Consider the following 20,669-nt stretch of genomic DNA (forward strand, 5'->3'; position numbering starts at 1 on the left):
TTAGGAGGAAACATATTTGAAGTTTAGAGAGTTAGGTCTTTCAGAAGACTTATTAAAAGCAATTGAGGAAAAAGGTTTTAAGGAAGCCACCCCAATCCAAGCTGAAACTATTCCTTTAACATTAAAAGGTGAAGATGTTTTGGGACAAGCTCAAACAGGTACTGGTAAAACAGCTGCCTTTGCTTTACCAATTATCGAACATATCGATTTAGAAAATCCTAATGTTCAAGCCTTAGTTATTTCACCAACCCGTGAATTAGCTATTCAAACCCAAAGCGAAATTAGTCGTTTTGGTAAAAATAAGGGTGTAAATACTACTGCCGTATATGGTGGTTCAGATATTAGAAGACAAATTAAGGATTTGAAGCGTCATCCACAAGTTGTGGTTGGGACTCCAGGTCGTTTATTAGATCATATTAATCGTCGTACTTTAAAATTGGCTAATGTTAAAACATTAGTTCTAGATGAAGCTGATGACATGTTAGACATGGGATTCTTGGAAGATATTGAAAATATTATTAAACAAGTTCCTGAAGACAGACAAACATTATTATTCTCAGCTACAATGCCACCATCTATCAAACGTGTTGGGATTCAGTTCATGAAGGATCCTAAGCAAGTTAAAATTAAAGCTAAAGAATTAACTACTGATTTAATCGATCAATATTATATTCGTGTAAAGCAATTTGAAAAGTTTGATGTAATGACTAGATTCTTTGATATTCAAGCACCAAAGGTAACAATTGTATTTTGTCGTACTAAGCGTCGTGTTGATGAAGTATCAAAGGGACTACTATTGAGAGGTTATCGTGCTGCTGGATTACACGGTGATTTAACTCAAAATCGTCGTTCACAAATTATGCGTGAATTTAAAAACGATAAGATTGATGTTTTAGTTGCTACTGATGTTGCAGCTCGTGGAATTGATGTTTCAGGAGTTACTCACGTTTATAACTATGATATCCCTCAAGATTCAGAAAGTTACGTTCATAGAATTGGTCGTACTGGTCGTGCCGGTAATCATGGTATTTCAATGACTTTTGTTGAACCTAATGAAACCAGTTACTTAAGAGATATTGAAAAGCTAACTAAAGTTAGAATGTTACCATTGAAGCCACCTTCAGCTGATGAAGCATTGAAGGGACAATTAAAGGCTGCTACTAAACAAATCGGTTCATTAATTAAGAAAACTAAAGTTGAAAAATTTGCTGATACTGCTGATCAATTATTAGAAGATTATGATGCAAAAGATTTAGTTTCAGTTCTATTAAGTAAGATGACTAGAAACCAAGTTAAAGTCCATATTTCATCTGAAAGACCATTGCCAAGTCGTAACAAGCATCATCGTGGTGGTGGATACCATGGTGGCGGTCGTCGTGGTAACTTTAGAAGAAATAATAATCATCGTAATGGTGGTGGATTTAATCATGGTGGTAAGCGCCGTAATGGTGGTAATCATCACAATGATAATCATTCTTCAAAGCGTCGTTCAAATAAGTCTTTTACAATTAAAAACAAAGATTAATTTTAATAAAAGCTGTCGGTTTATAATATAAGTCGATGGCTTTTTTGTTATCATAGATATACAATTAAATTATAACTAGTGTTAATTGGAGGATAAAAATTATGGTGGTAGCAAAGCATCGTAATGCTGAATTAATTATTGATAGAAGTGCCATATATAAAAATATTAATGCTGAAAAACAACGTTTACAAAATAATGCTGCTTTGTTTATGGTAGTTAAAGCTAATGGATATGGACATGGGGCAATTCAAGTTGCTAAAACAGCTGTTAAAGCTGGTGCTGATGGCTTTTGTGTTGCAATGTTAGATGAAGGTATTGAATTGCGAGATGCTGGTTTTAAGCAGCCCATATTAATTTTAGGGATTAGTCGAATTGAAGACGTCTCATTAATTGCCAAAAAAAATATTTCAGTAACTGTTGCTTCTTTGGACTGGTTAAAACGTGCGAATGAAATATTAAAAAACACGAATTTATTATTACATGTTCATTTGGGATTAGACACCGGAATGGGAAGAATTGGTTTTCAGAGTGCTACAGAATTAAAAGCTGCTATTGATTATTTGAAAAAAAACAATAGTTTTGATTTTGAAGGTATCTTTACTCATTTTGCTACAGCTGATGAGCATGACAAGACATATTTTGATTTACAGGTAAGTAGATTTAATGACTTTATGAAAGTTGTTAATCCTAGACCTAAATATGTACACGTATCAAATACTGCTACCAGCTTGTGGCATAGTCAATGTAATGGTAATATGGTAAGATATGGTATTGCAGGTTATGGTTTAAATCCTTCGGGAGGATATGTAAAACCTCCATTTAAATTATATCCGGCTTTATCTTTAACTAGTGAGATTGTTCATTGTAAGTTGGTAAGTCCTAATCATTCTATTGGTTATGGTGCTACTTACACAACGAAGGAACAACAATGGATTGGAACAGTACCAATTGGCTATGCTGATGGTATTACTAGGAAAATGCAGGGATTTTCATTATTAGTAAATGGATATGAGTGTCCAATTGTGGGACGCGTATGTATGGATCAACTAATGATAAAATTACCTGAAGAATTACCTGTTGGGACAAAGGTTACAATTGTTGGTAAAAATGGTGATAAAGAGATAACTTTACAGGATATTGCTAATTATTGTGATACAATTCATTATGAGGTTGCTTGTTTATTTACTAATCGTCTGAAACGAGTTTATATATAACTAATATAAATATAATTTAGAAAAATAGGAGTAATTTATATATGGTATTGAATAATGGAACTTATTTTAACATTAACAGAGATTCATCAGCTCAATATGAGTTAAATGAAATCGCTAATGGTATTTCAGCAAAATTAGATAACCAAAGAAGTGTTAAAGTTAGTCCAATGCTTGATGACTATTTATTAATTAATTCTATGATTAATGGATATACTGAAATGGGTAATCTTAATCAAGAAATATCTCGTGAATTTGCACCTTGTGAAGCAGATGCAGAAAATAAATTGATTAGAATGAGATTTAGATAGGGGATGTTAAGATTGTCAAACGTTGAAATTAAACGTGGCGATATTTTTTATGCTGACCTATCACCAGTAATTGGTTCAGAACAAGGTGGGATGAGACCAGTATTGATTATTCAAAACAATATTGGTAATCATTACAGTCCTACTGTTATTGTGGCTGCAATTACTGCTAAAATTTCAAAGCCTAAAATGCCTACCCATGTAGGTATTAGTGCTGATAGAACAAAAATTGAAAAAAATTCTGTTGTTTTATTGGAACAAGTTAGAACAATCGATAAACAACGCTTAAATGATCGAGTTGATCATTTAAGTGATAAATTTATGCAACGTATCGATAAAGCTTTGAAGTTAAGTGTTGGGGTTCAGTAATTTTAATACATAAGATAATAAAAAGATGCGATTTTACAAATCGCATCTTTTTATTATCTTTCATCATTTAAATCCTCAATTTCTGCAACCCTAAATGCTTTACGGTCAAGAGCAGAAGTAATTCGATTTAATAAATCTTTATCAACATTTGCAGGTAATGTAAACATGATTCTATGTACAAGTTCACCTTCCTGCGCGTCTAAACTTATAACACTAGCGATAGATGTATACTTTGTTATAATTTTAGAGATTGCTTCTAAATCACCGCGATTACCAGGAGCTAAGACAGTTATTACATAACTACCAATATTAACATTCCATGATTGTGATAGCATATCTAACAATCTAGTATGGGTTAAGATACCATAAAATTTATTTTCTTTGCTTAAAACAGCAATGTAAGGTAAATCTTTAATTGAGAAGAATACATGGAAAAATGCTGAGTCAACACTAATAAACTTTGTAGCATTTTTTAATAAAGTTGTTACAGGCAAGTTCATATCACCGCCACGTGACTTATGACGATAAATATGCATTTTATAAATGTTTCCTCTAAAGATAGTACCTGTTTCATCTAAAATAGGCACACATCTAAATCCCGATTCCTCTAAAACATTTAATGCATCTTTTAAAGATACATTCTCTGTTACAGTAACTAATCTACTCTTTGGTTTTACTAAAGATTTTAATAACATATATGTCACTCCTTTAAATATTAGAAAAAGTCTAATAATCTCATTTTAGCATAAATAATTAACATTTATTAATTATTTAGCAAATAAAAAAAGCCACGTTGAGAAATTCAACGTGGCTTTTTTTATTAAATTATATTACTTTAAAGATTCCATACCTTTTTCAGCAGTTTCCTTTAAAGTCTTAGCAGAAGAATCCATCTTAGCTTTTTCTTCATCACTTAGAGGAACTTCAATAACTTGTTTTACACCTGAAGCATTAACAACAGCAGGAGTACCAATGTAAATATCGTTTAAACCATATTCACCATTCATTGGAGCACCAATAGGTAATACTGAGTTTTCATCACGTAAAATAGCACGTGAAATTCTCATCAATGCGGTAGCAACACCATAGAAGGTAGCACCTTTCTTGTTAATGATAGTGTAAGCTTTATTTCTAGTTTCATCTTCAAGTTTTAGTAAGTCATCTTTGCTTACTCCAGCATCTTTAGCTACGTCTAATAATGGACGTGAACCAACAGTTGCTTCGTCGATAGCAGCAAATTCTGAATCACCATGTTCACCCATAATGTATGCATTAACATCAGCAGGGTTAACACCAATCTTCTTAGCAACAGCTACTTGGAAACGAGTTGTATCTAGTGAAGTACCAGAACCAACAACTTTTTCCTTTGACCAACCTGAAAGTTTTTGAACACCGTATGTTAAAACGTCAACTGGGTTAGCAGCAACTACAAAAATACCATCAAAACCAGATTTAACAACTTCTGGTACGATTGAAGATAAAATCTTTAAGTTCTTACCAACTAGGTCAAGGCGAGTTTCACCTGGCTTTTGTGGTGCACCAGCAGTGATAACAACTAAGTCAGCATCTGCACAGTCACTGTAATCACCAGCGTAAATGTTCTTAGGAGCAGTAAATACTTGAGCATCTTCTAAATCAAGTGCGTCTCCTTCAATACGATCTCTAATAATATCAACGATGACGAATTCTTCGCCGATTCCTTGTTGCATCATAGCAAATGCATATGATGAACCTACGGCACCGTCACCAACTAAAACGACTTTTTGATGTTTCAAAGCCACAATAATCATCCCTTCAAAAACATATTTAAAGTTACATGAAAATTATATCATTAAAATTTGATTTCGTAAGGATATACCCTCAAAAAATCGTATTTTCTTAAGATTTTCTATATATATTAATCTTATATTGCATCGTTGAATTCCAGAAAAAAACCTTAATTATGATATAATTTATAATAATTAGTTAAAATAAGGAGCGCTTAAATATGAAGATGATTGTTGGATTAGGAAATATTGGTCCACAATATGATGGAACTAGACATAATACAGGATTTTCAGTAGTGGATGAATTTGCTGAAAAACACGATATTGATTTATCTACTAGAAAAATGGAAGCTAAATTTGGATCAGGAGTAATTGATGGTGAAAAGGTTATGTTAGTTGAACCTTTAACATTTATGAATGAATCTGGTCGTGCAGTAGGCCCATTAATGAAATATTTTAAACTATCTTTAGAAGACCTAGTAGTAGTTTATGATGATATGGATTTACCGGTTGGAAAAATTAGATTAAGAAATCATGGTTCAGCTGGTGGCCATAATGGAATTAAAAGTTTAATTGCTCATTTACAAACTGATAAATTTAACCGTGTCAGAGTAGGAACTGGTCATCCGACAAAAGAAAGCGTTATCGATTATGTACTAGGTAAATTTACTACAGAACAAAAACCTGATTTTGAAAAAGCAGTTGATAATTCAGTTGCAGCCTTAGAAGATTTTGTTGCTGGTAAAGAATTTAGCCGTTTAGAAAATAAATATAATTAAGATTACAAGAAGGGGGAACTAAATTGGAAATCAAACAATTTTTCTCTCAATTACCACAATATTCTTCGATAATTGAAGATTTAAAACTTAATCATCGTCAGTTGGTAACTGGACTTTCTGGTTCAGCAAAATTAATGTTAATTGCAACTTTGATGCAAGATACACAAAAGACATTTTTAATTGTGACCGATTCATTATCGCGAGTTTCTGATATTGTTGAAGATTTGCAAAATATTTTGCCGCCAGAGGATGTTTTAGAATTTCCAGTTGAAGAATTTTTGGCAGCAGAAATTGCAACTAGTTCACCAGAATTTAAATCAGCCAGAGTTTTAGCATTGGATGCTTTACAAAGCAGAAAGCCTAAGATAGTGGTTACTTCTGTATCTGGAGTTAAGAGATATTTGCCCAATGTTGATAATTTTAATCAATCTAAATTAACTATTGAAACTGGGATGGACATTGAGCTAGAACAACTAAGATCAATGCTTTATCAAATGGGATATAATCCTGAAAAGGTGGTTGCAGCACCAGGAGAGTTTTCTATTAGAGGCTCAATTGTTGATATTTATCCATTAAACTCAGAGTATCCCATCAGAATTGACTTTTTTGATACTGAAGTTGATTCATTAAGATATTTTGATATCTCTAATCAACGTAGTATCGAGAACACACAAAAAGTTTCGGTCTTACCTGCTAATGATATGGTAGTTAGTTCAGAGGAAAGAAAAATAGCTTCTGATAAAGTTAGCGAGACTTTAAATCAAAGATTACTTTCAATTAAAAATGATGATGACAAGCAAAAATTATCTAATGCAGTTCAACCAATGATTGATGATATGAAGAAGGGCATTGTTGATAGTAATTGGCTTTTATATGCCAAGGACTTATTTAATCAACCTAATTCAATATTTGATTATGTACCTGATGATGGTGCGATATTATTTGATGATTATAGCCGTTTGCTAGATTCTAATCGTCAATTAATGACTGATGAAAATAATTGGGCTGAGGATAAATTAGAACATGCGGAACTATTATCTACTGATAAAATAACTTTAGATTTTAAAGAACAATTTCATAAAGTTAAGCAAGCTGAAATACTGTTTTCATTATTTCAAAAAGGTTTAGGTAATATTAAATTAACCCAATTGCAAGATATCAAAGTGCGTCCAATGCAAAAGTTCTTCGGTCAAATGCCCTTATTAAAAACTGAAATTGATAAGTGGTCAAAACAAGGTGAAACCGTAATTATTTTGGTTAAAGATAAAAATCGTATGCAGAAGGTTACGCAAACTTTAAATGATTTTGAAATTGAAGTCGTTCAAAATACTGCTGATAATATTTTGCCACATAAAGTCCAGGTCATCCCAGAAAGATTGAAAAATGGATTTGAAATTCCAATTAATCAATTAGTTGTTATCACTGAATCAGAAATGTTTTCTAAAGTGCATAAAAAACGTCCACGTCGACAAAATTTTTCAAATGCACAAAGAATTAAAAGTTATACTGATTTAAAGCCTGGAGACTATGTTGTGCATGCTAACCATGGGATTGGTAAATATGAAGGCATGAAGACAATGGAGGTTGATGGAAAACATCAAGATTACATTACAATTACTTATCGTGATAATGCACAATTGTTTATTCCAGTTACACAATTAAATTTAATTCAAAAATATGTTTCATCAGAAGATCGGCATCCACGTGTCAATAAATTAGGTGGCAGTGAATGGCAAAAGACTAAACGTAAGGTTCAAGGAAAGATTGAAGATATTGCTGATGATTTAATTGATCTTTATGCTAAAAGATCTGCTCAAAAAGGTTTTGCATTTCCTAAAGACGATGAATATCAAGATAAATTTGAAGCTTCATTTCCATATGAACCCACTCCTGATCAAGTGCGTAGTTCTGAAGAAATTAAGAATGATATGGAACATCCACATCCAATGGATCGCTTGTTAGTAGGAGATGTTGGTTATGGAAAAACGGAAGTAGCCTTGCATGCTGCTTTTAAAGCAATTGAAGCGGGTAAACAAGTAGCCTTTTTAGTGCCAACAACTGTTTTAGCACATCAACATTATGAAACGATGCTTAATCGTTTTGAAGGATTTCCTATCAATATTTCGGTTTTATCAAGATTTAGGACTCGAAAACAATTAAATGCCACTAAAGATGGTTTATTAGATGGTAGTGTTGACATTGTTGTTGGGACTCATCGTTTATTATCTAAAGATATTAAATTTAAAGACTTAGGATTGTTATTAGTAGATGAAGAACAACGTTTTGGTGTAAAACACAAAGAAAAAATAAAAGAATTAAAATCGAACGTTGATGTTTTAACATTGACTGCAACCCCAATCCCTAGAACTTTAAATATGTCGATGATGGGGGTACGTGATCTATCAGTGATTGAGACCCCACCTGCTAATCGTTATCCTATTCAGACATATGTGATGGAAGAAAATGCTGGTGCAATTCGTGAAGGAATTAATCGAGAAATGAGTCGTGGTGGACAAGTCTTTTATATGCATAATCGAGTATCCGATATTGAAAAGACAGTTAATCATCTACAAGCACTGGTTCCAGATGCCAGAATTGGTTATATTCATGGACAAATGACTGAAAATCAATTGGAATCAGTGCTATATGATTTTGTAAATGGCGAATATGATGTATTGGTAACTACTACTATTATTGAAACTGGTGTGGACATTCCAAATGCTAACACGCTATTCGTTGAAAATGCTGATCATATGGGATTATCACAGTTGTATCAAATTCGTGGACGCATTGGTCGTTCTAACCGTGTTGCTTATGCTTACTTTATGTATAAGCCTAATAAAGTACTAACTGAGGTTTCTGAAAATCGTTTAGAAGCAATTCGTGATTTTACTGAATTGGGTTCTGGTTTTAAAATTGCTATGCGTGATCTATCATTACGCGGTGCTGGTAATTTATTAGGTAAACAACAATCTGGATTTGTAGATTCAGTTGGATATGATATGTATACAGAAATGCTTTCAGATGCGGTTGCTAGAAAACGCGGTCGTAAGACGGATGCTAAAGTTGAAACTAATATGGACTTAAATGTTGAAGCTTATTTACCAGATGAATATATTCAAGATACACAACAAAAGATTGAATTATACAAACGAATTAGGCAAATGAGTAACGATGATCAATATCGCGAATTACAATCTGATATGATTGATCGTTTTGGTGATTATCCAAAAGCAGTTACCAATTTATTAACCATTAGTAGAATCAAAATGTATGCAAGTACGGCTTTAGTACAGAGCATTACCAGAGGTTCTAAACAAATAGTGATTACATTATCTAAAATTGGAACTGAATTTTACGATAGTAAGCAAGTATTAAAAGCAATTGCAGCAACTGAATTTCGTTCAATGATTGGAACCGCTGATGGTAAAATACAAATTGCATTAACTGTTCAGCCAACTATGTCTGAAGATAAATGGATGAATGAATTGATGAAATTTGTTTTAGCATTAGATAAAGAATATACAGGAAATTTGAATAATGAAAAATAGCGAAAATAAACTATCGTCTCTTATGCAAGGAGCAATGTTGTTATCAATTGCTTCATTGATTAGTAAAGTATTAAGTGCTTTTTATCGAGTCCCATTTCAAAATTTGGTTGGAAATGTTGGTTTTTACATTTATCAACAGGTTTATCCAATCTATGGGATTGGAATGACACTTGCATTAACAGGATTACCTATTTTTATATCCAGAGTGATTGCCGAACAAGATAGTCAAATGAATAAAAAAGCTTTATTGAGGCAGATATTAATTACACTATCTGGCTTTGGTTTTATTATATTTATAGTCTTACAGATTAGTGCATTTCAAATTGCTCGATTAATGGGCGATCCTAATTTAGTAGGCATAATTCAAGCAGTTAGTTGGATGTTTTTATTTATGCCATTCTTGGCTGGCTTCCGTGGATACTTTCAAGCAATTCTTTTTATGAAACCAACCGCTTATTCACAAGTAATTGAACAGCTGATGCGTGTATCGGTAATTTTGCTAGCTGCATATATTGGAGTTATTAATCACTTAAGTCCTTATACTGTAGGAAAATATGCAATGCTAGCAGTACCAATTGCAGAGGTTTTTTCATTAGCAGTTTTATTAATATATTATCGCAAAAACATTGGTAAACTACCGAACATTAAACAAATGGCTTATCCTAATTTAACTAAGCAACTATTATTAGAAGGTGGAACCCTTTGTTTATTAGCTTCCATTATGGTTTTATTACAGTTGGTTGATTCATTTACTGTTAGAAAGGGGCTAGTATTATCTGGACTGTCAGTAATTGATTCACAAGTATCAAAAGGCATTTATGACCGTGGTCAGACTTTAGTTCAACTGGGGCTAGTATTTGCGACTTCATTTTCAACAGCAATTTTACCTTCATTAAGTCAAGCATATAAGAAAAAAGCATATGATAGCTTTAATGGTATTGCCAATGAGATGATGCGTGTTAGTATTTTCTTGACGGTAGCAATTACTGCTGGGATGATTAGTTTAATGCCAATGATTAATCAACTGTTATTTAATAGTCAAACTGAAAGCCATACACTTAGTGTTTACTGCTTTAGTATTTTGATAACGACGATTATCACAATTTATAGCAGTATTTTGCAAAGTGTTGATCAATTTAAGATTGCTGCATTTTCCATAATGGCGGGTTTATTATTAAAGTTAATAATAACTGAATTTTTGACTGCAAAGATTGGCATTATGGGTGCTAGTATTTCAACAATTATTAGTCTTCTTTTTGTATTAATCTTAGAATTATGTTTTTCAAAATTTAAATTAAAGATGCATAATAAATTATCTTTTACTGTTAAATTGATGATAAATGCTATGATAATGTTTATTATGGAATTTTGGCTTTCGAATATTGTTATTAAGCATATTCCATTCAATAATTTTAGATTAAAAGCATTGATTGTATTATTAATTTTAATACCAATAGGGGCACTTTCATTTATATTTGTTGCCAAAAAAATTAATATTTTGAGTGATGAAGAATGGAAATCGGTGCCAATAATTAATAAATTTATAAATAGATAAGAGGGATTAGTTTTATGAGATTAGATAAATTTTTAAAGACTTCAAGAATTATTAAACGTAGAACTGTCGCTAAAAGTATTGCTGATCAAGGTAGAATTTTAGTTAATGGTAATGTTGCTAAGTCTTCAACTGATATTAAATCTAACGATAAATTAGTTATAAAGTTTGGTAATAAGACTCTAACATTACAAGTTAATCAACTTTTTGAAACTACTAAAAAGGCTGAAGCTGATCGTATGTATACAGTCTTAGATGAACAATATGAACGTGATTTTTCTAATGAATAATTTATAAAAACTTATATTTATGATTTTATTTTTTGCAAATAATGATTATACTGGTTTATAACAACTATGGAGGTTACTAAAAATGTCTAATAAGGTACGTCACTTAAATAATGATTATGAAAAACTTAAGATGTCTAGGCATCAAAGAATTTTACGTACTCGTAAAAAACGTGCGTTTATTTTAATATTGATATTTTTAGTTGTCGCTTTAGTTCTTGTTTATCAAATAATAACAACAAAAAATGAATCTAGTAGAGTGGAAAATAAGACCAATAATACACAGGTTGTTTTGCAAAATAATAAAGATAATAATAAGAAATTAAAGCAAAATGTTAAGCAACTCTATAATAATGATTATTTGGAAAAATTGATTAGACAAAAGTATTATTATAGTAAGCCAGGTGAAACAGTTTATGGTTTACCTGGGGATGTATCTAAAGATGTTACTCAAAATTAAAATGGTATAAAAATACCATTTTTTTTGTACAATAATACTAATAATGGTGCTATACTTAGGATACTTACTTTTTTAGGAGGAACATTTTTTTTATGGCAATTGAAGTTGGATCAAAAATTTCCGGCAAAGTCTCAGGAATTACTAATTTTGGAGCATTCGTTGATTTAGGAGATCATAAAACAGGATTAGTTCATATTAGTGAAATTTCTGATAGCTATATTAAAGACATCAAAGATGTTTTAACAGTTGGCGATGAAGTTAAAGTTAAAGTTTTGAAGATTGGTGATGATGGTAAAATTGCTCTTTCAATCAGAAAGGCAAAACCAGAATCTGAAAGAAAACCAGAACATCATTCACATAATCATAATAATCATGGTAATTCTAAACGTGATTTTGGTAATAACCACCGTCATAACGATAACCATAAAAAAGCTAGTTTTGATGATTTAATGAATAACTTCTTAAAAGATAGTGAAAGCAGACTAGCAACAATTAAGAAAAATACAGAGGGCAAACGTGGTGGCCGTGGTGGTCGTCGTAGCTAAAACTAAAAATGATTGAGGCATTGGCCTTAATCATTTTATTTTTATAAAATTTTAAGGAGAAAAATGATGCAAAGTGGTAAAACATTGTGCGAAAATTTTTTCAATTTGATAGCTAAAAATCATTGGTGGAATAATGATGAATATGTTGTAATTGGTGTTTCTGCAGGTGTTGATTCGATGTGTTTATTATATCTAATGAAAAACTTACCTATAGGTTTAAGACCTAAGATTGTAGTTGCACATGTTAATCATAAGCTAAGGTCGCAGAGCGAAATAGAAGAACAATACATTAATCATTATTGTATGCAAAATGATTTAAACTTGGAAATTGGCATTTGGCCTAAAACAGATCATCCAACTAATGGAATAGAAAATGCTGCACGTAATTTTCGTTATGATTTTTTTAAAAAGGTTATGGAAAAATATAATGCTAAAATGTTGTTAACTGCACATCATTTAAATGATCAAGCAGAAACCATTATAATGAAGCTCATTAGGGGATCATACGTTAAACAAGTTAGTGGAATTAATAGGATTAGAAAATTTAATGATGGATTTTTATTAAGACCATTATTAGACTTTAAAAAAGCATCTTTAAAACAATTTGCCATTGATAATAACATCAAATGGTTTGAAGACGAAACTAATCAAGAACTTGATGTACAACGTAATCGGATTCGTCATCAAATTCTACCAATGATGGAAAAAGAAAATCCCAAAGTGGTTGAACATTTAGGGGCATTTTCTAGGCAGTTGAATCAATTATTAGGTACTAATAAGGAACTATTATTAAAACTAATCGAAAATTTGAAGCTTGAAAATGATAAGTATAGTTTAGAAAAATTTACTAATCAAAGCTATAATATTCAATTCGAAATTTTGGAAGAACTGCTGAATCCAGTTAATAATTCTTCCTTAGCTAATCAAGATACAATTTTGTCTATTATTTATTTATTAAATAATAGACAAAAACCCCAAGTAAGGTTTAAATTAAACAATAATTATTATCTTGATAAGTCATATAATGAATTTAGCATTCAAAAATATAAAAATAATTTTATAAGTTTATCAAAGAAAGATGAGTTTGTGGTAACATTAAACCAATGGTTTTCTACATTGAATGGGGAGCTATTTATGATTACTGATCAGGAAATTAAACATCCCGATAAATATCAAAGAATTTCCCAATTTAATTTGTCAAAAGAGGACTTCCCTTTATCTGTTAGGATGACTAAAACTTCAGATAAGATTACTTTAAAAAATGGTGGTCATCAATCGGCTAAGAGAGTCTTTATTAACAAAAAAATTCCTAATAAACTTAGAAAAACTGCACAGACGTTAGTAAACTCGAATAATGMTGTTTTATCTATTTTAGGGTATAGTGAATCCACTATTTTAAATTCTGTTAATAAAAGATATAATTTAATCATGAAACAAAAGCTTTTGGAAGGAGAACGTAATGAATAACGACATTCTTAAGACCTTATATAGTGAAGAAGATATTGAAAATGCATGTAAAAGATTGGGTGAACAGATCACAAAAGACTATCAGGGTGAAAATCCGATAGTTATTGGAGTCTTGAAGGGTGCAATCTTCTTTATGACTGATATTGTTCGTGATATAGACTTATATATGGATATTGATTTTATTGATGTATCTAGTTATCATGGTGGAACTCAATCTAGTGGATCAATTGAGTTAATGAAGGATGTTGATATTGATGTAAATGGTCGTAATGTTTTGTTTATTGAAGACATTATTGATACTGGTAGAACATTAAAGTATTTAGAAGATTTATTATCTGATCGTGGAGCTAAATCTATTAAGGTATGTACTTTAATGGACAAACCAGAAGGCCGTGTGGTTGAAGCTAAAGCTGATTATGTAGGATTAGAAGTACCTAATGAATTTGTGGTTGGCTATGGCTTAGATTACAATGGTAAATATCGTAATTTACCATATGTAGGAGTTTTAAAACCAAAAGTTTATTCAAACAAATAGATAGTCTATGTAATAAAAAAATGATAATATATGTCTTGTGTCTTAAATTTAAAAATCACAATAAGCTTTATTTACTTTAAAGTGATATAATAAATTATTAAATAATGGTCTAAGACATTAAGAACAGGAGGCAATTGATGCGTAATAATAAAGGATTATTCAAGAACAGTCTGTTCTATATTGTTGCTTTCTTGATTTTAATGGGAGTATTCTTTTTTGCCACTAGTAATAAAGGAGAAACTCATAATCAAGAGATTCAATCTAGTCAGTTTGTTAAACAATTAAAAGATAATAAGGTAAAAGACTTCTCTGTTCAACCTTCCGATGGTGTTTATAACATCTCCGGTCAATATAGAGAAGCGCAAGAAACTAAATCTAATAGTGGTGGTAGTTTCTTATTTGGTAATTCTCAAAAGACTACCAAAGTTTCATCGTTTAAAGCTAATGTTTTAAAGAACAATAGCACAATTTCTGAAATCACTAACTATGCTAAGAAAAATGAMGTTAAAATGAATGCCAAAGAGGCTGATACTAATGGTGGTTTCTGGACTAACCTACTAATTTCAGTTGTACCTATGCTAATTATTTTAGTATTCTTCTTCATTATGATGAATCAAGCCGGCGGTAAAAACGGCGGTAAAGGTGGCATCATGGGAGTAGGTAAGTCTAAAGCTAAACCTACTCATAGTAATGTTAAGTTCTCAGATGTTGCTGGTGAAGAAGAAGAAAAGCAAGAGTTAGTTGAAGTCGTTGAATTCCTAAAGAATCCAAAGAAATATTCTAAATTAGGTGCGAAGATTCCTCATGGTGTTTTACTAGAGGGTCCTCCTGGTACTGGTAAAACTTTACTAGCTAAAGCTGTTTCTGGTGAAGCAGCAGTACCATTTTACTCAATTTCTGGTTCTGATTTCGTTGAAATGTTTGTCGGAGTTGGTGCTAGTCGTGTTCGTGACTTGTTTACTCAAGCTAAAAAAGACAGTCCTGCCATTATTTTCATTGATGAMATTGATGCTGTAGGTAGAAAACGTGGTAACGGCATGGGTGGTGGCCATGATGAAAGAGAACAAACTCTTAATCAATTACTTGTTGAAATGGATGGTTTCTCAGGTAATGATGGGGTCATTGTTATTGCTGCTACTAACCGTTCTGATGTCTTGGATCCTGCTTTGACTAGACCAGGTCGTTTTGATCGTAAAGTATTAGTAGGTCAACCTGATGTACGTGGTAGAGAAGCAATCTTAAAAGTTCATGCTAAGAATAAACCTGTTTCTGATAAGGTAGATTTACATGAAATTGCTAAGCAAACTCCAGGATTTGTCGGAGCGGATTTAGCTAATTTACTTAATGAAGCTGCCTTGTTAGCTGCTCGTCGTAACAAGGATAGTATTGGACCTGATGAATTAGACGAAGCTGAAGATCGTGTTATTGCTGGTCCAGCTAAGAAAGATAAGGTTGTTAGCAAGAAAGAACAAAATATTGTTGCCAATCATGAAGCTGGTCATACAATCGTAGGATTAGTATTAAATGATGCTCGAGTTGTTCATAAAGTTACAATTGTTCCTCGTGGTCGTGCTGGAGGATATGCAATTATGCTCCCTCGTGAAGATCAACAATTGATGTCTAAGAAGAATGCCATGGAACAACTTGCTGGATTAATGGGTGGTCGAACTGCTGAAGAAATTATTTTTGATTCAGAGTCATCTGGAGCTTCTAATGATTTTGAACAAGCTACAAATCTAGCTCGTGCAATGGTTACTCAATATGGTATGAGTGAAAAATTAGGTACTGTTCAATTAGAAAGCCCAACTCAAGATCCATATGCTCGTAAGTATTCTGAGAAGACTGCCGCAACTATTGATGATGAAGTAAGAAGAATTATCAATGAAGCACATGGCGAAGCTCACGATATTATAGAACAACATCGTGAACAACATCGTGCAATTGCTGATGCCTTACTTAAGTACGAAACACTAGATGAAAAACAAATTCTAAGCTTATATCGTACTGGTAAGATGCCAGAAGAAAATAATGATGTTGATGAGAATGCATCTTTTGAAGAATCAAAAGAAAAATTAGAAAAACATGATGAAGAAATAAATAATCATGATGATTCTGATGATTCAAATAATAATCAATAATAAATTTGATTAAATAAAAGCGTGGGTTGAATAAAATATTTAACTCACGTTTTTTTATAAATGTTTAATTATAAAAGGGGTTTTGATAATGTCAGACTATTTGACTAAAAGTGTTACTAAAGATGGAATGTTTAGAGCCTATGCGATGGAAGCCACTGAATTAGTTTCTGAAGCACAAAAAGATCATAATACTTGGCCAACTTCTTCCGCTGCATTAGGTCGTAGTTTGGTTGCTAGTTTATTATTATCTTCTTCAGTTCTAAAAGGAAATGAATCAATGACGGTTAAAGTTATTGGTGACGGACCTGCAGGTACAATTGTAGTTGATGCTGATGCAAAGGGGCATGTTAAAGGATATATGCATAATCCCTATGTTGATATACCATTAAATAAACATCATAAGCTAGATGTTGGTGGAGCAATTGGTCATAATGGAACATTACAAGTAATGAAGAGTCAAGGTGGGACTGAACCTTACACTAGTAATGTAGATTTAGTATCTGGTGAAATAGGTGATGATTTTACCTATTATTTAGCCCAATCAGAACAAATTCCTTYAGCAGTTGGTGTTTCTGTTTATGTAAATCAAGATGGAACGATTGGTGCAGCTGGAGGCTATTTAATCCAAGTGTTACCAGGAGCTTCTGATGATGCAATTGCTAAATTAGAGGAACGCTTGAAATCAATTCCTATGATTTCAGAATTATTCTTATCTAAGCAAAAACCAGAAGATATTCTAAAACTTATTTTTGGCGAAGATAATTTAACCATTTTACAAAATTTACCAGTTGCATTTAAATGTGATTGTTCTAAAGAAAAATTTGCTGATGAAATTGCTGGAATTGGCAATAAAGAAATTCAAGCAATGATTGACGAAGATCATGGTGCAAAGGTAGTTTGCAACTTCTGCCAAACTACTTATAATTTTAGTGAAGATGATTTAAAAAAATTAGAAAAACCAACTAAAGATGATAAAAAATAAGTATTATAAAAATGACCATTAACATTTATTGTGCTATTATATCTAGCAGAATAAATATCTGACTGATTTATATATGAGGTGAAAATTATGGAATGGAAAATTGGGGACGTTACAATCCCAAATCAAGTGGTAGTGGCTCCAATGGCGGGAGTAACTAATACAGCATTTCGAATGATTTGTAAGGAATTTAATGCTGGTTTGGTTGTTTGTGAAATGATTTCTGATCGTGGAATTATGTATAACAATCAAAAAACTTTAGATATGATTAATGTTGATGCTAAGGAACATCCAATGAGCATTCAAATATTTGGTGGTAGTAAAGAAACTTTAGTACAAGGTGCTAAATTTATTGATCAAAAGACCGACGCTGATATTATTGATATTAATATGGGATGTCCAGTTAATAAAGTTGTGAAAACTGATGCTGGTTCAAAATGGCTATTAGATCCTAATAAAGTTTATGAAATGGTTTCAGCTGTTACTTCAGCAGTTAACAAACCAGTGACTGTTAAAATGAGAACTGGTTGGGATGAAGATCATATTTATGCTGTGGAAAATGCTCTAATGGCTGAAAAAGCAGGTGCTTCAGCAGTTGCAATGCATGGTAGAACTAGAAAACAAATGTATCAAGGTTCTGCTGATTGGGATGTCTTAAAAGCGGTTGCTGATAAATTGACTATTCCATTTATGGGGAATGGTGATGTTACTACTCCACAAAAGGCCAAAGAAATGCTTGATTATGTGGGATGTGATGCAGTGATGATTGGACGTGCTGCTGAAGGTAATCCATTTATGTTAAAACAAACAGCATATTATTTAGAAACTGGTGAAATGTTACCAGAACCATCAGTTGAAGAAACAATTAAAACTGCCAAAGAACATTTGCATAGATTAGTGGGCATTAAGGGAGATTTTATCGGTCCTCGTGAATTTAGAGGGCAAGCTGCTTACTATCTAAAAGGACTTAGACGTTCAGCTAGAACTAAGGCAGCTTTAAATGAAGCTGGTACAGAACAAGAAATGGTTGATATCTTTGATGATTTTCTTGAAAAGACAGCTAAAAGGAATGCTACTCGAGTATAGAATTTAATTAATGTTAATAGGTTAAGCTGATTTATGGTATTATTATTATAGAAAATAATTTATTCTGATGGAGGTATTACTGTGGCAAAAGAAAAGCAAATGAATGATCAATTGCGAGTTCGTCGCCAAAAGATGAATGAATTACGAGAAGAAGGCATCGATCCATTTGGTGGCCGCTTCGAACGTACTCATTTAGCTAAACAATTGCATGATGCATACAATGATTTAACAAAAGAAGAACTAGAAGAAAAAGATAAAAAAGTTGTTATCGCTGGTCGTATGGTTGCAAAACGTGGTAAAGGTAAAGTTGGTTTTGCTGATTTACAAGATCGCTCTGGCAAAATTCAACTCTATGTTAGAAAAGATGTTGTTGGTGAAGACAATTACCATATCTTTAAGCGTTCTGATATTGGTGATCATTTAGGCTTTGAAGGTGAAGTTATTAAAACTGATATGGGTGAACTAACGGTTAAGGCTACCCATGTAACTTTCTTAGCAAAAGCATTACGTCCATTACCAGATAAATACCATGGTTTACAAAATAAAGAACAAAAGTATCGTCAAAGATATTTAGATTTAATTGCTAACCGTGATAGTTTCGATCGTTTTCAAAAACGTACTAAAATTATCTCAGCTATTCGTAGCTATTTAGATAATCAAATGGATTGTACAGAAGTTGAAACTCCTGTACTTCATAATCAAGCTGGTGGTGCTAATGCTCGTCCATTTATCACTCATCATAATGCACTAGATATTGATTTATACTTACGTATTGCCCTTGAATTACATCTTAAACGATTAATTGTTGGTGGTATGGAACGTGTATATGAAATTGGTCGTGTATTTAGAAATGAAGGTATGGATCAAGACCATAATCCTGAATTTACTGAATTAGAATCATACATTGCATATTTTGATTTTCATGATGTAATGGATGAAACTGAGGGTATTTTTAAAGCTGCATCTAAAGTTGTTTCAGATGATGGGATTATTGAATACCAAGGTGACAAGGTAGACTTTAATAAGCCATTTACTCGTTTACACATGGTTGATGCTATTAAGCAATATACTGGCGTTGATTTCTGGAAAAAAATGAGTTTAGAAGATGCTAGAAAATTAGCTGATGAACACCATATTGAATATAAAGACTTCTGGAAGGTTGGACATATTATCAACGAATTCTTTGAAGAATTAGTACAACCTAAGATTCAAGATCCTACATTTATTTATGGTCATCCGGTTGAAATTTCACCATTAGCTAAAAAGAATGCTGATGATCCTAGATTTACTGATCGTTTTGAATTATATGTATCTGGTATGGAATATGCTAATGCATTTTCTGAATTGAACGATCCTATTGATCAAAAGGCAAGATTTGAAGCTCAAGCTGCAGAAAAAGCTCAAGGTAATGATGAAGCTCAACCTGTAGATTTAGATTATGTTGAAGCCTTAGAATACGGTATGCCTCCTACTGGTGGTTTAGGTATTGGAATTGATCGTTTAGTTATGTTATTAACTAATGCGGAATCAATTAGAGATGTTTTATTATTCCCAACTATGAGACCAGGGGATAATTCTGAAGAATAATAATATAAAAAAAGTTCCTACGATGAATAATTGTAGGAACTTTTTTTATTTGTATATTGACTTATGCATTTATTATTGATATTATTATTTCTGTTGTCATTTTAGTAACGAAATTTACAAAGTGTTTAAAAAATAATTACAAAAAGTTATTGACTTTTACTTATTAAAATGGCATAATAATTAATGTTGCGTTGTTGATATGACAAACGACAACATATTAATTTAAAAATTAATTATAAAAAGGTTGTTGACATTAAATTGACGACGTGATATAATTAAAAAGCTGCTTCATAAAAGCGGTTAACTGATAAGTAGATCTTTGAAAACTGAACAAGATTGATAATCGATGATGTGTAAGGAACTTGCAATTTAGATTGTAAGTAATTAAACACAGCGAAGTCAATTCGCTTATAAAAAAACAATTAATTTGATGAGCTAGTTAAAAGCTTTTCATCTATAAGATGAGAGTTTGATCCTGGCTCAGGACGAACGCTGGCGGCGTGCCTAATACATGCAAGTCGAAC

General features: G+C 32.0%; 18 protein-coding genes and 1 rRNA gene. 17 read left to right on the forward strand and 2 right to left on the reverse strand.

Annotated features, from left to right (window positions below):
• Window positions 1-16: 16 nt before the first annotated feature.
• From C7N71_RS07035 to C7N71_RS07050, 4 genes are all read left to right on the forward strand, one after another.
• Complete coding sequence (locus C7N71_RS07035; RefSeq protein WP_105988394.1) at window positions 17-1,525, forward strand: DEAD/DEAH box helicase; 1,509 nt, start codon at window positions 17-19, stop codon at window positions 1,523-1,525.
• A 101-nt stretch (window positions 1,526-1,626) separates the two neighbouring features.
• Complete coding sequence (gene alr, locus C7N71_RS07040; RefSeq protein WP_105988395.1) at window positions 1,627-2,739, forward strand: alanine racemase; 1,113 nt, start codon at window positions 1,627-1,629, stop codon at window positions 2,737-2,739.
• Window positions 2,740-2,780: 41 nt separating this feature from the next.
• Window positions 2,781-3,047: a hypothetical protein gene (locus C7N71_RS07045; RefSeq protein WP_105964033.1), complete on the forward strand. Its 267-nt coding sequence runs from the start codon at window positions 2,781-2,783 to the stop codon at window positions 3,045-3,047.
• A gap of 3 nt (window positions 3,048-3,050) precedes the next feature.
• The gene (locus C7N71_RS07050) at window positions 3,051-3,413 is read left to right on the forward strand and encodes a type II toxin-antitoxin system PemK/MazF family toxin (protein ID WP_167387726.1); all 363 of its coding nucleotides are present in this window, start codon (window positions 3,051-3,053) and stop codon (window positions 3,411-3,413) included.
• 53 nt (window positions 3,414-3,466) lie between these two features.
• On the opposite strand, the gene cbpA is transcribed toward C7N71_RS07050, so the two are convergent.
• Window positions 3,467-4,108, reverse strand: coding sequence for a cyclic di-AMP binding protein CbpA (gene cbpA / locus C7N71_RS07055; RefSeq protein WP_105964031.1), 642 nt, complete (start codon window positions 4,106-4,108; stop codon window positions 3,467-3,469).
• Window positions 4,109-4,243: 135 nt separating this feature from the next.
• Complete coding sequence (locus C7N71_RS07060) at window positions 4,244-5,194, reverse strand: L-lactate dehydrogenase (RefSeq protein WP_105988396.1); 951 nt, start codon at window positions 5,192-5,194, stop codon at window positions 4,244-4,246.
• A gap of 206 nt (window positions 5,195-5,400) precedes the next feature.
• Between C7N71_RS07060 and pth the strand changes: the two genes are divergently transcribed.
• From pth to C7N71_RS07125, 13 genes are all read left to right on the forward strand, one after another.
• Window positions 5,401-5,958: an aminoacyl-tRNA hydrolase gene (gene pth, locus C7N71_RS07065; protein WP_105988397.1), complete on the forward strand. Its 558-nt coding sequence runs from the start codon at window positions 5,401-5,403 to the stop codon at window positions 5,956-5,958.
• Window positions 5,959-5,981: 23 nt separating this feature from the next.
• Window positions 5,982-9,509, forward strand: a complete 3,528-nt coding sequence (mfd, locus tag C7N71_RS07070; protein WP_181399278.1) for a transcription-repair coupling factor — start codon at window positions 5,982-5,984, stop codon at window positions 9,507-9,509.
• Window positions 9,499-11,064: a putative polysaccharide biosynthesis protein gene (locus tag C7N71_RS07075; RefSeq protein ID WP_105988398.1), complete on the forward strand. Its 1,566-nt coding sequence runs from the start codon at window positions 9,499-9,501 to the stop codon at window positions 11,062-11,064. Before mfd ends, C7N71_RS07075 begins: the two co-directional genes overlap by 11 nt.
• Before the next feature lie 14 nt (window positions 11,065-11,078).
• Complete coding sequence (locus C7N71_RS07080; RefSeq protein ID WP_105964027.1) at window positions 11,079-11,351, forward strand: RNA-binding S4 domain-containing protein; 273 nt, start codon at window positions 11,079-11,081, stop codon at window positions 11,349-11,351.
• Window positions 11,352-11,433: 82 nt separating this feature from the next.
• Complete coding sequence (locus C7N71_RS07085; RefSeq protein WP_105964026.1) at window positions 11,434-11,808, forward strand: FtsB family cell division protein; 375 nt, start codon at window positions 11,434-11,436, stop codon at window positions 11,806-11,808.
• Window positions 11,809-11,900: 92 nt separating this feature from the next.
• A complete protein-coding gene (locus C7N71_RS07090) occupies window positions 11,901-12,353 on the forward strand; it encodes a S1 domain-containing RNA-binding protein (RefSeq protein ID WP_105964025.1) in 453 nt (150 codons plus the stop codon).
• 105 nt (window positions 12,354-12,458) lie between these two features.
• On the forward strand, window positions 12,459-13,820 hold the full coding sequence (tilS, locus tag C7N71_RS07095) for a tRNA lysidine(34) synthetase TilS (RefSeq protein ID WP_225361902.1): 1,362 nt from the start codon (window positions 12,459-12,461) through the stop codon (window positions 13,818-13,820).
• Entirely contained in the window at window positions 13,813-14,355 is a 543-nt protein-coding gene (gene hpt, locus C7N71_RS07100; protein WP_105988400.1) for a hypoxanthine phosphoribosyltransferase, read from the forward strand. Before tilS ends, hpt begins: the two co-directional genes overlap by 8 nt.
• A 137-nt stretch (window positions 14,356-14,492) precedes the next feature.
• Window positions 14,493-16,493: an ATP-dependent zinc metalloprotease FtsH gene (ftsH, locus tag C7N71_RS07105; protein WP_105988401.1), complete on the forward strand. Its 2,001-nt coding sequence runs from the start codon at window positions 14,493-14,495 to the stop codon at window positions 16,491-16,493.
• An 88-nt stretch (window positions 16,494-16,581) separates the two neighbouring features.
• The gene (hslO, locus tag C7N71_RS07110; RefSeq protein ID WP_105988402.1) at window positions 16,582-17,475 is read left to right on the forward strand and encodes an Hsp33 family molecular chaperone HslO; all 894 of its coding nucleotides are present in this window, start codon (window positions 16,582-16,584) and stop codon (window positions 17,473-17,475) included.
• Window positions 17,476-17,562: 87 nt separating this feature from the next.
• A complete protein-coding gene (gene dusB / locus C7N71_RS07115; RefSeq protein WP_105988403.1) occupies window positions 17,563-18,558 on the forward strand; it encodes a tRNA dihydrouridine synthase DusB in 996 nt (331 codons plus the stop codon).
• Window positions 18,559-18,657: 99 nt separating this feature from the next.
• Window positions 18,658-20,145, forward strand: a complete 1,488-nt coding sequence (gene lysS / locus C7N71_RS07120) for a lysine--tRNA ligase (RefSeq protein WP_105988405.1) — start codon at window positions 18,658-18,660, stop codon at window positions 20,143-20,145.
• A gap of 457 nt (window positions 20,146-20,602) precedes the next feature.
• Window positions 20,603-20,669: ribosomal RNA gene (locus tag C7N71_RS07125) — 16S ribosomal RNA — on the forward strand; the annotation flags it as partial.

Origin of the sequence: Apilactobacillus timberlakei, from assembly GCF_002993965.1 — a bacterium.
Lineage (GTDB): Bacteria > Bacillota > Bacilli > Lactobacillales > Lactobacillaceae > Apilactobacillus > Apilactobacillus timberlakei.

What these genes read in the sequence shown, in the direction of transcription:
- alr (WP_105988395.1), top strand. Translation starts at nt 1,627, where the DNA reads ATGGTGGTAGCAAAGCATCGTAATGCTGAATTAATTATTGATAGAAGT.
- C7N71_RS07045 (WP_105964033.1), top strand. Translation starts at nt 2,781, where the DNA reads ATGGTATTGAATAATGGAACTTATTTTAACATTAACAGAGATTCATCA.
- C7N71_RS07050 (WP_167387726.1), top strand. Translation starts at nt 3,051, where the DNA reads ATGTTAAGATTGTCAAACGTTGAAATTAAACGTGGCGATATTTTTTAT.
- cbpA (WP_105964031.1), bottom strand. Translation starts at nt 4,108, where the DNA reads ATGTTATTAAAATCTTTAGTAAAACCAAAGAGTAGATTAGTTACTGTA.
- pth (WP_105988397.1), top strand. Translation starts at nt 5,401, where the DNA reads ATGAAGATGATTGTTGGATTAGGAAATATTGGTCCACAATATGATGGA.
- C7N71_RS07075 (WP_105988398.1), top strand. Translation starts at nt 9,499, where the DNA reads ATGAAAAATAGCGAAAATAAACTATCGTCTCTTATGCAAGGAGCAATG.
- C7N71_RS07080 (WP_105964027.1), top strand. Translation starts at nt 11,079, where the DNA reads ATGAGATTAGATAAATTTTTAAAGACTTCAAGAATTATTAAACGTAGA.
- C7N71_RS07085 (WP_105964026.1), top strand. Translation starts at nt 11,434, where the DNA reads ATGTCTAATAAGGTACGTCACTTAAATAATGATTATGAAAAACTTAAG.
- C7N71_RS07090 (WP_105964025.1), top strand. Translation starts at nt 11,901, where the DNA reads ATGGCAATTGAAGTTGGATCAAAAATTTCCGGCAAAGTCTCAGGAATT.
- hpt (WP_105988400.1), top strand. Translation starts at nt 13,813, where the DNA reads ATGAATAACGACATTCTTAAGACCTTATATAGTGAAGAAGATATTGAA.
- dusB (WP_105988403.1), top strand. Translation starts at nt 17,563, where the DNA reads ATGGAATGGAAAATTGGGGACGTTACAATCCCAAATCAAGTGGTAGTG.
- lysS (WP_105988405.1), top strand. Translation starts at nt 18,658, where the DNA reads ATGAATGATCAATTGCGAGTTCGTCGCCAAAAGATGAATGAATTACGA.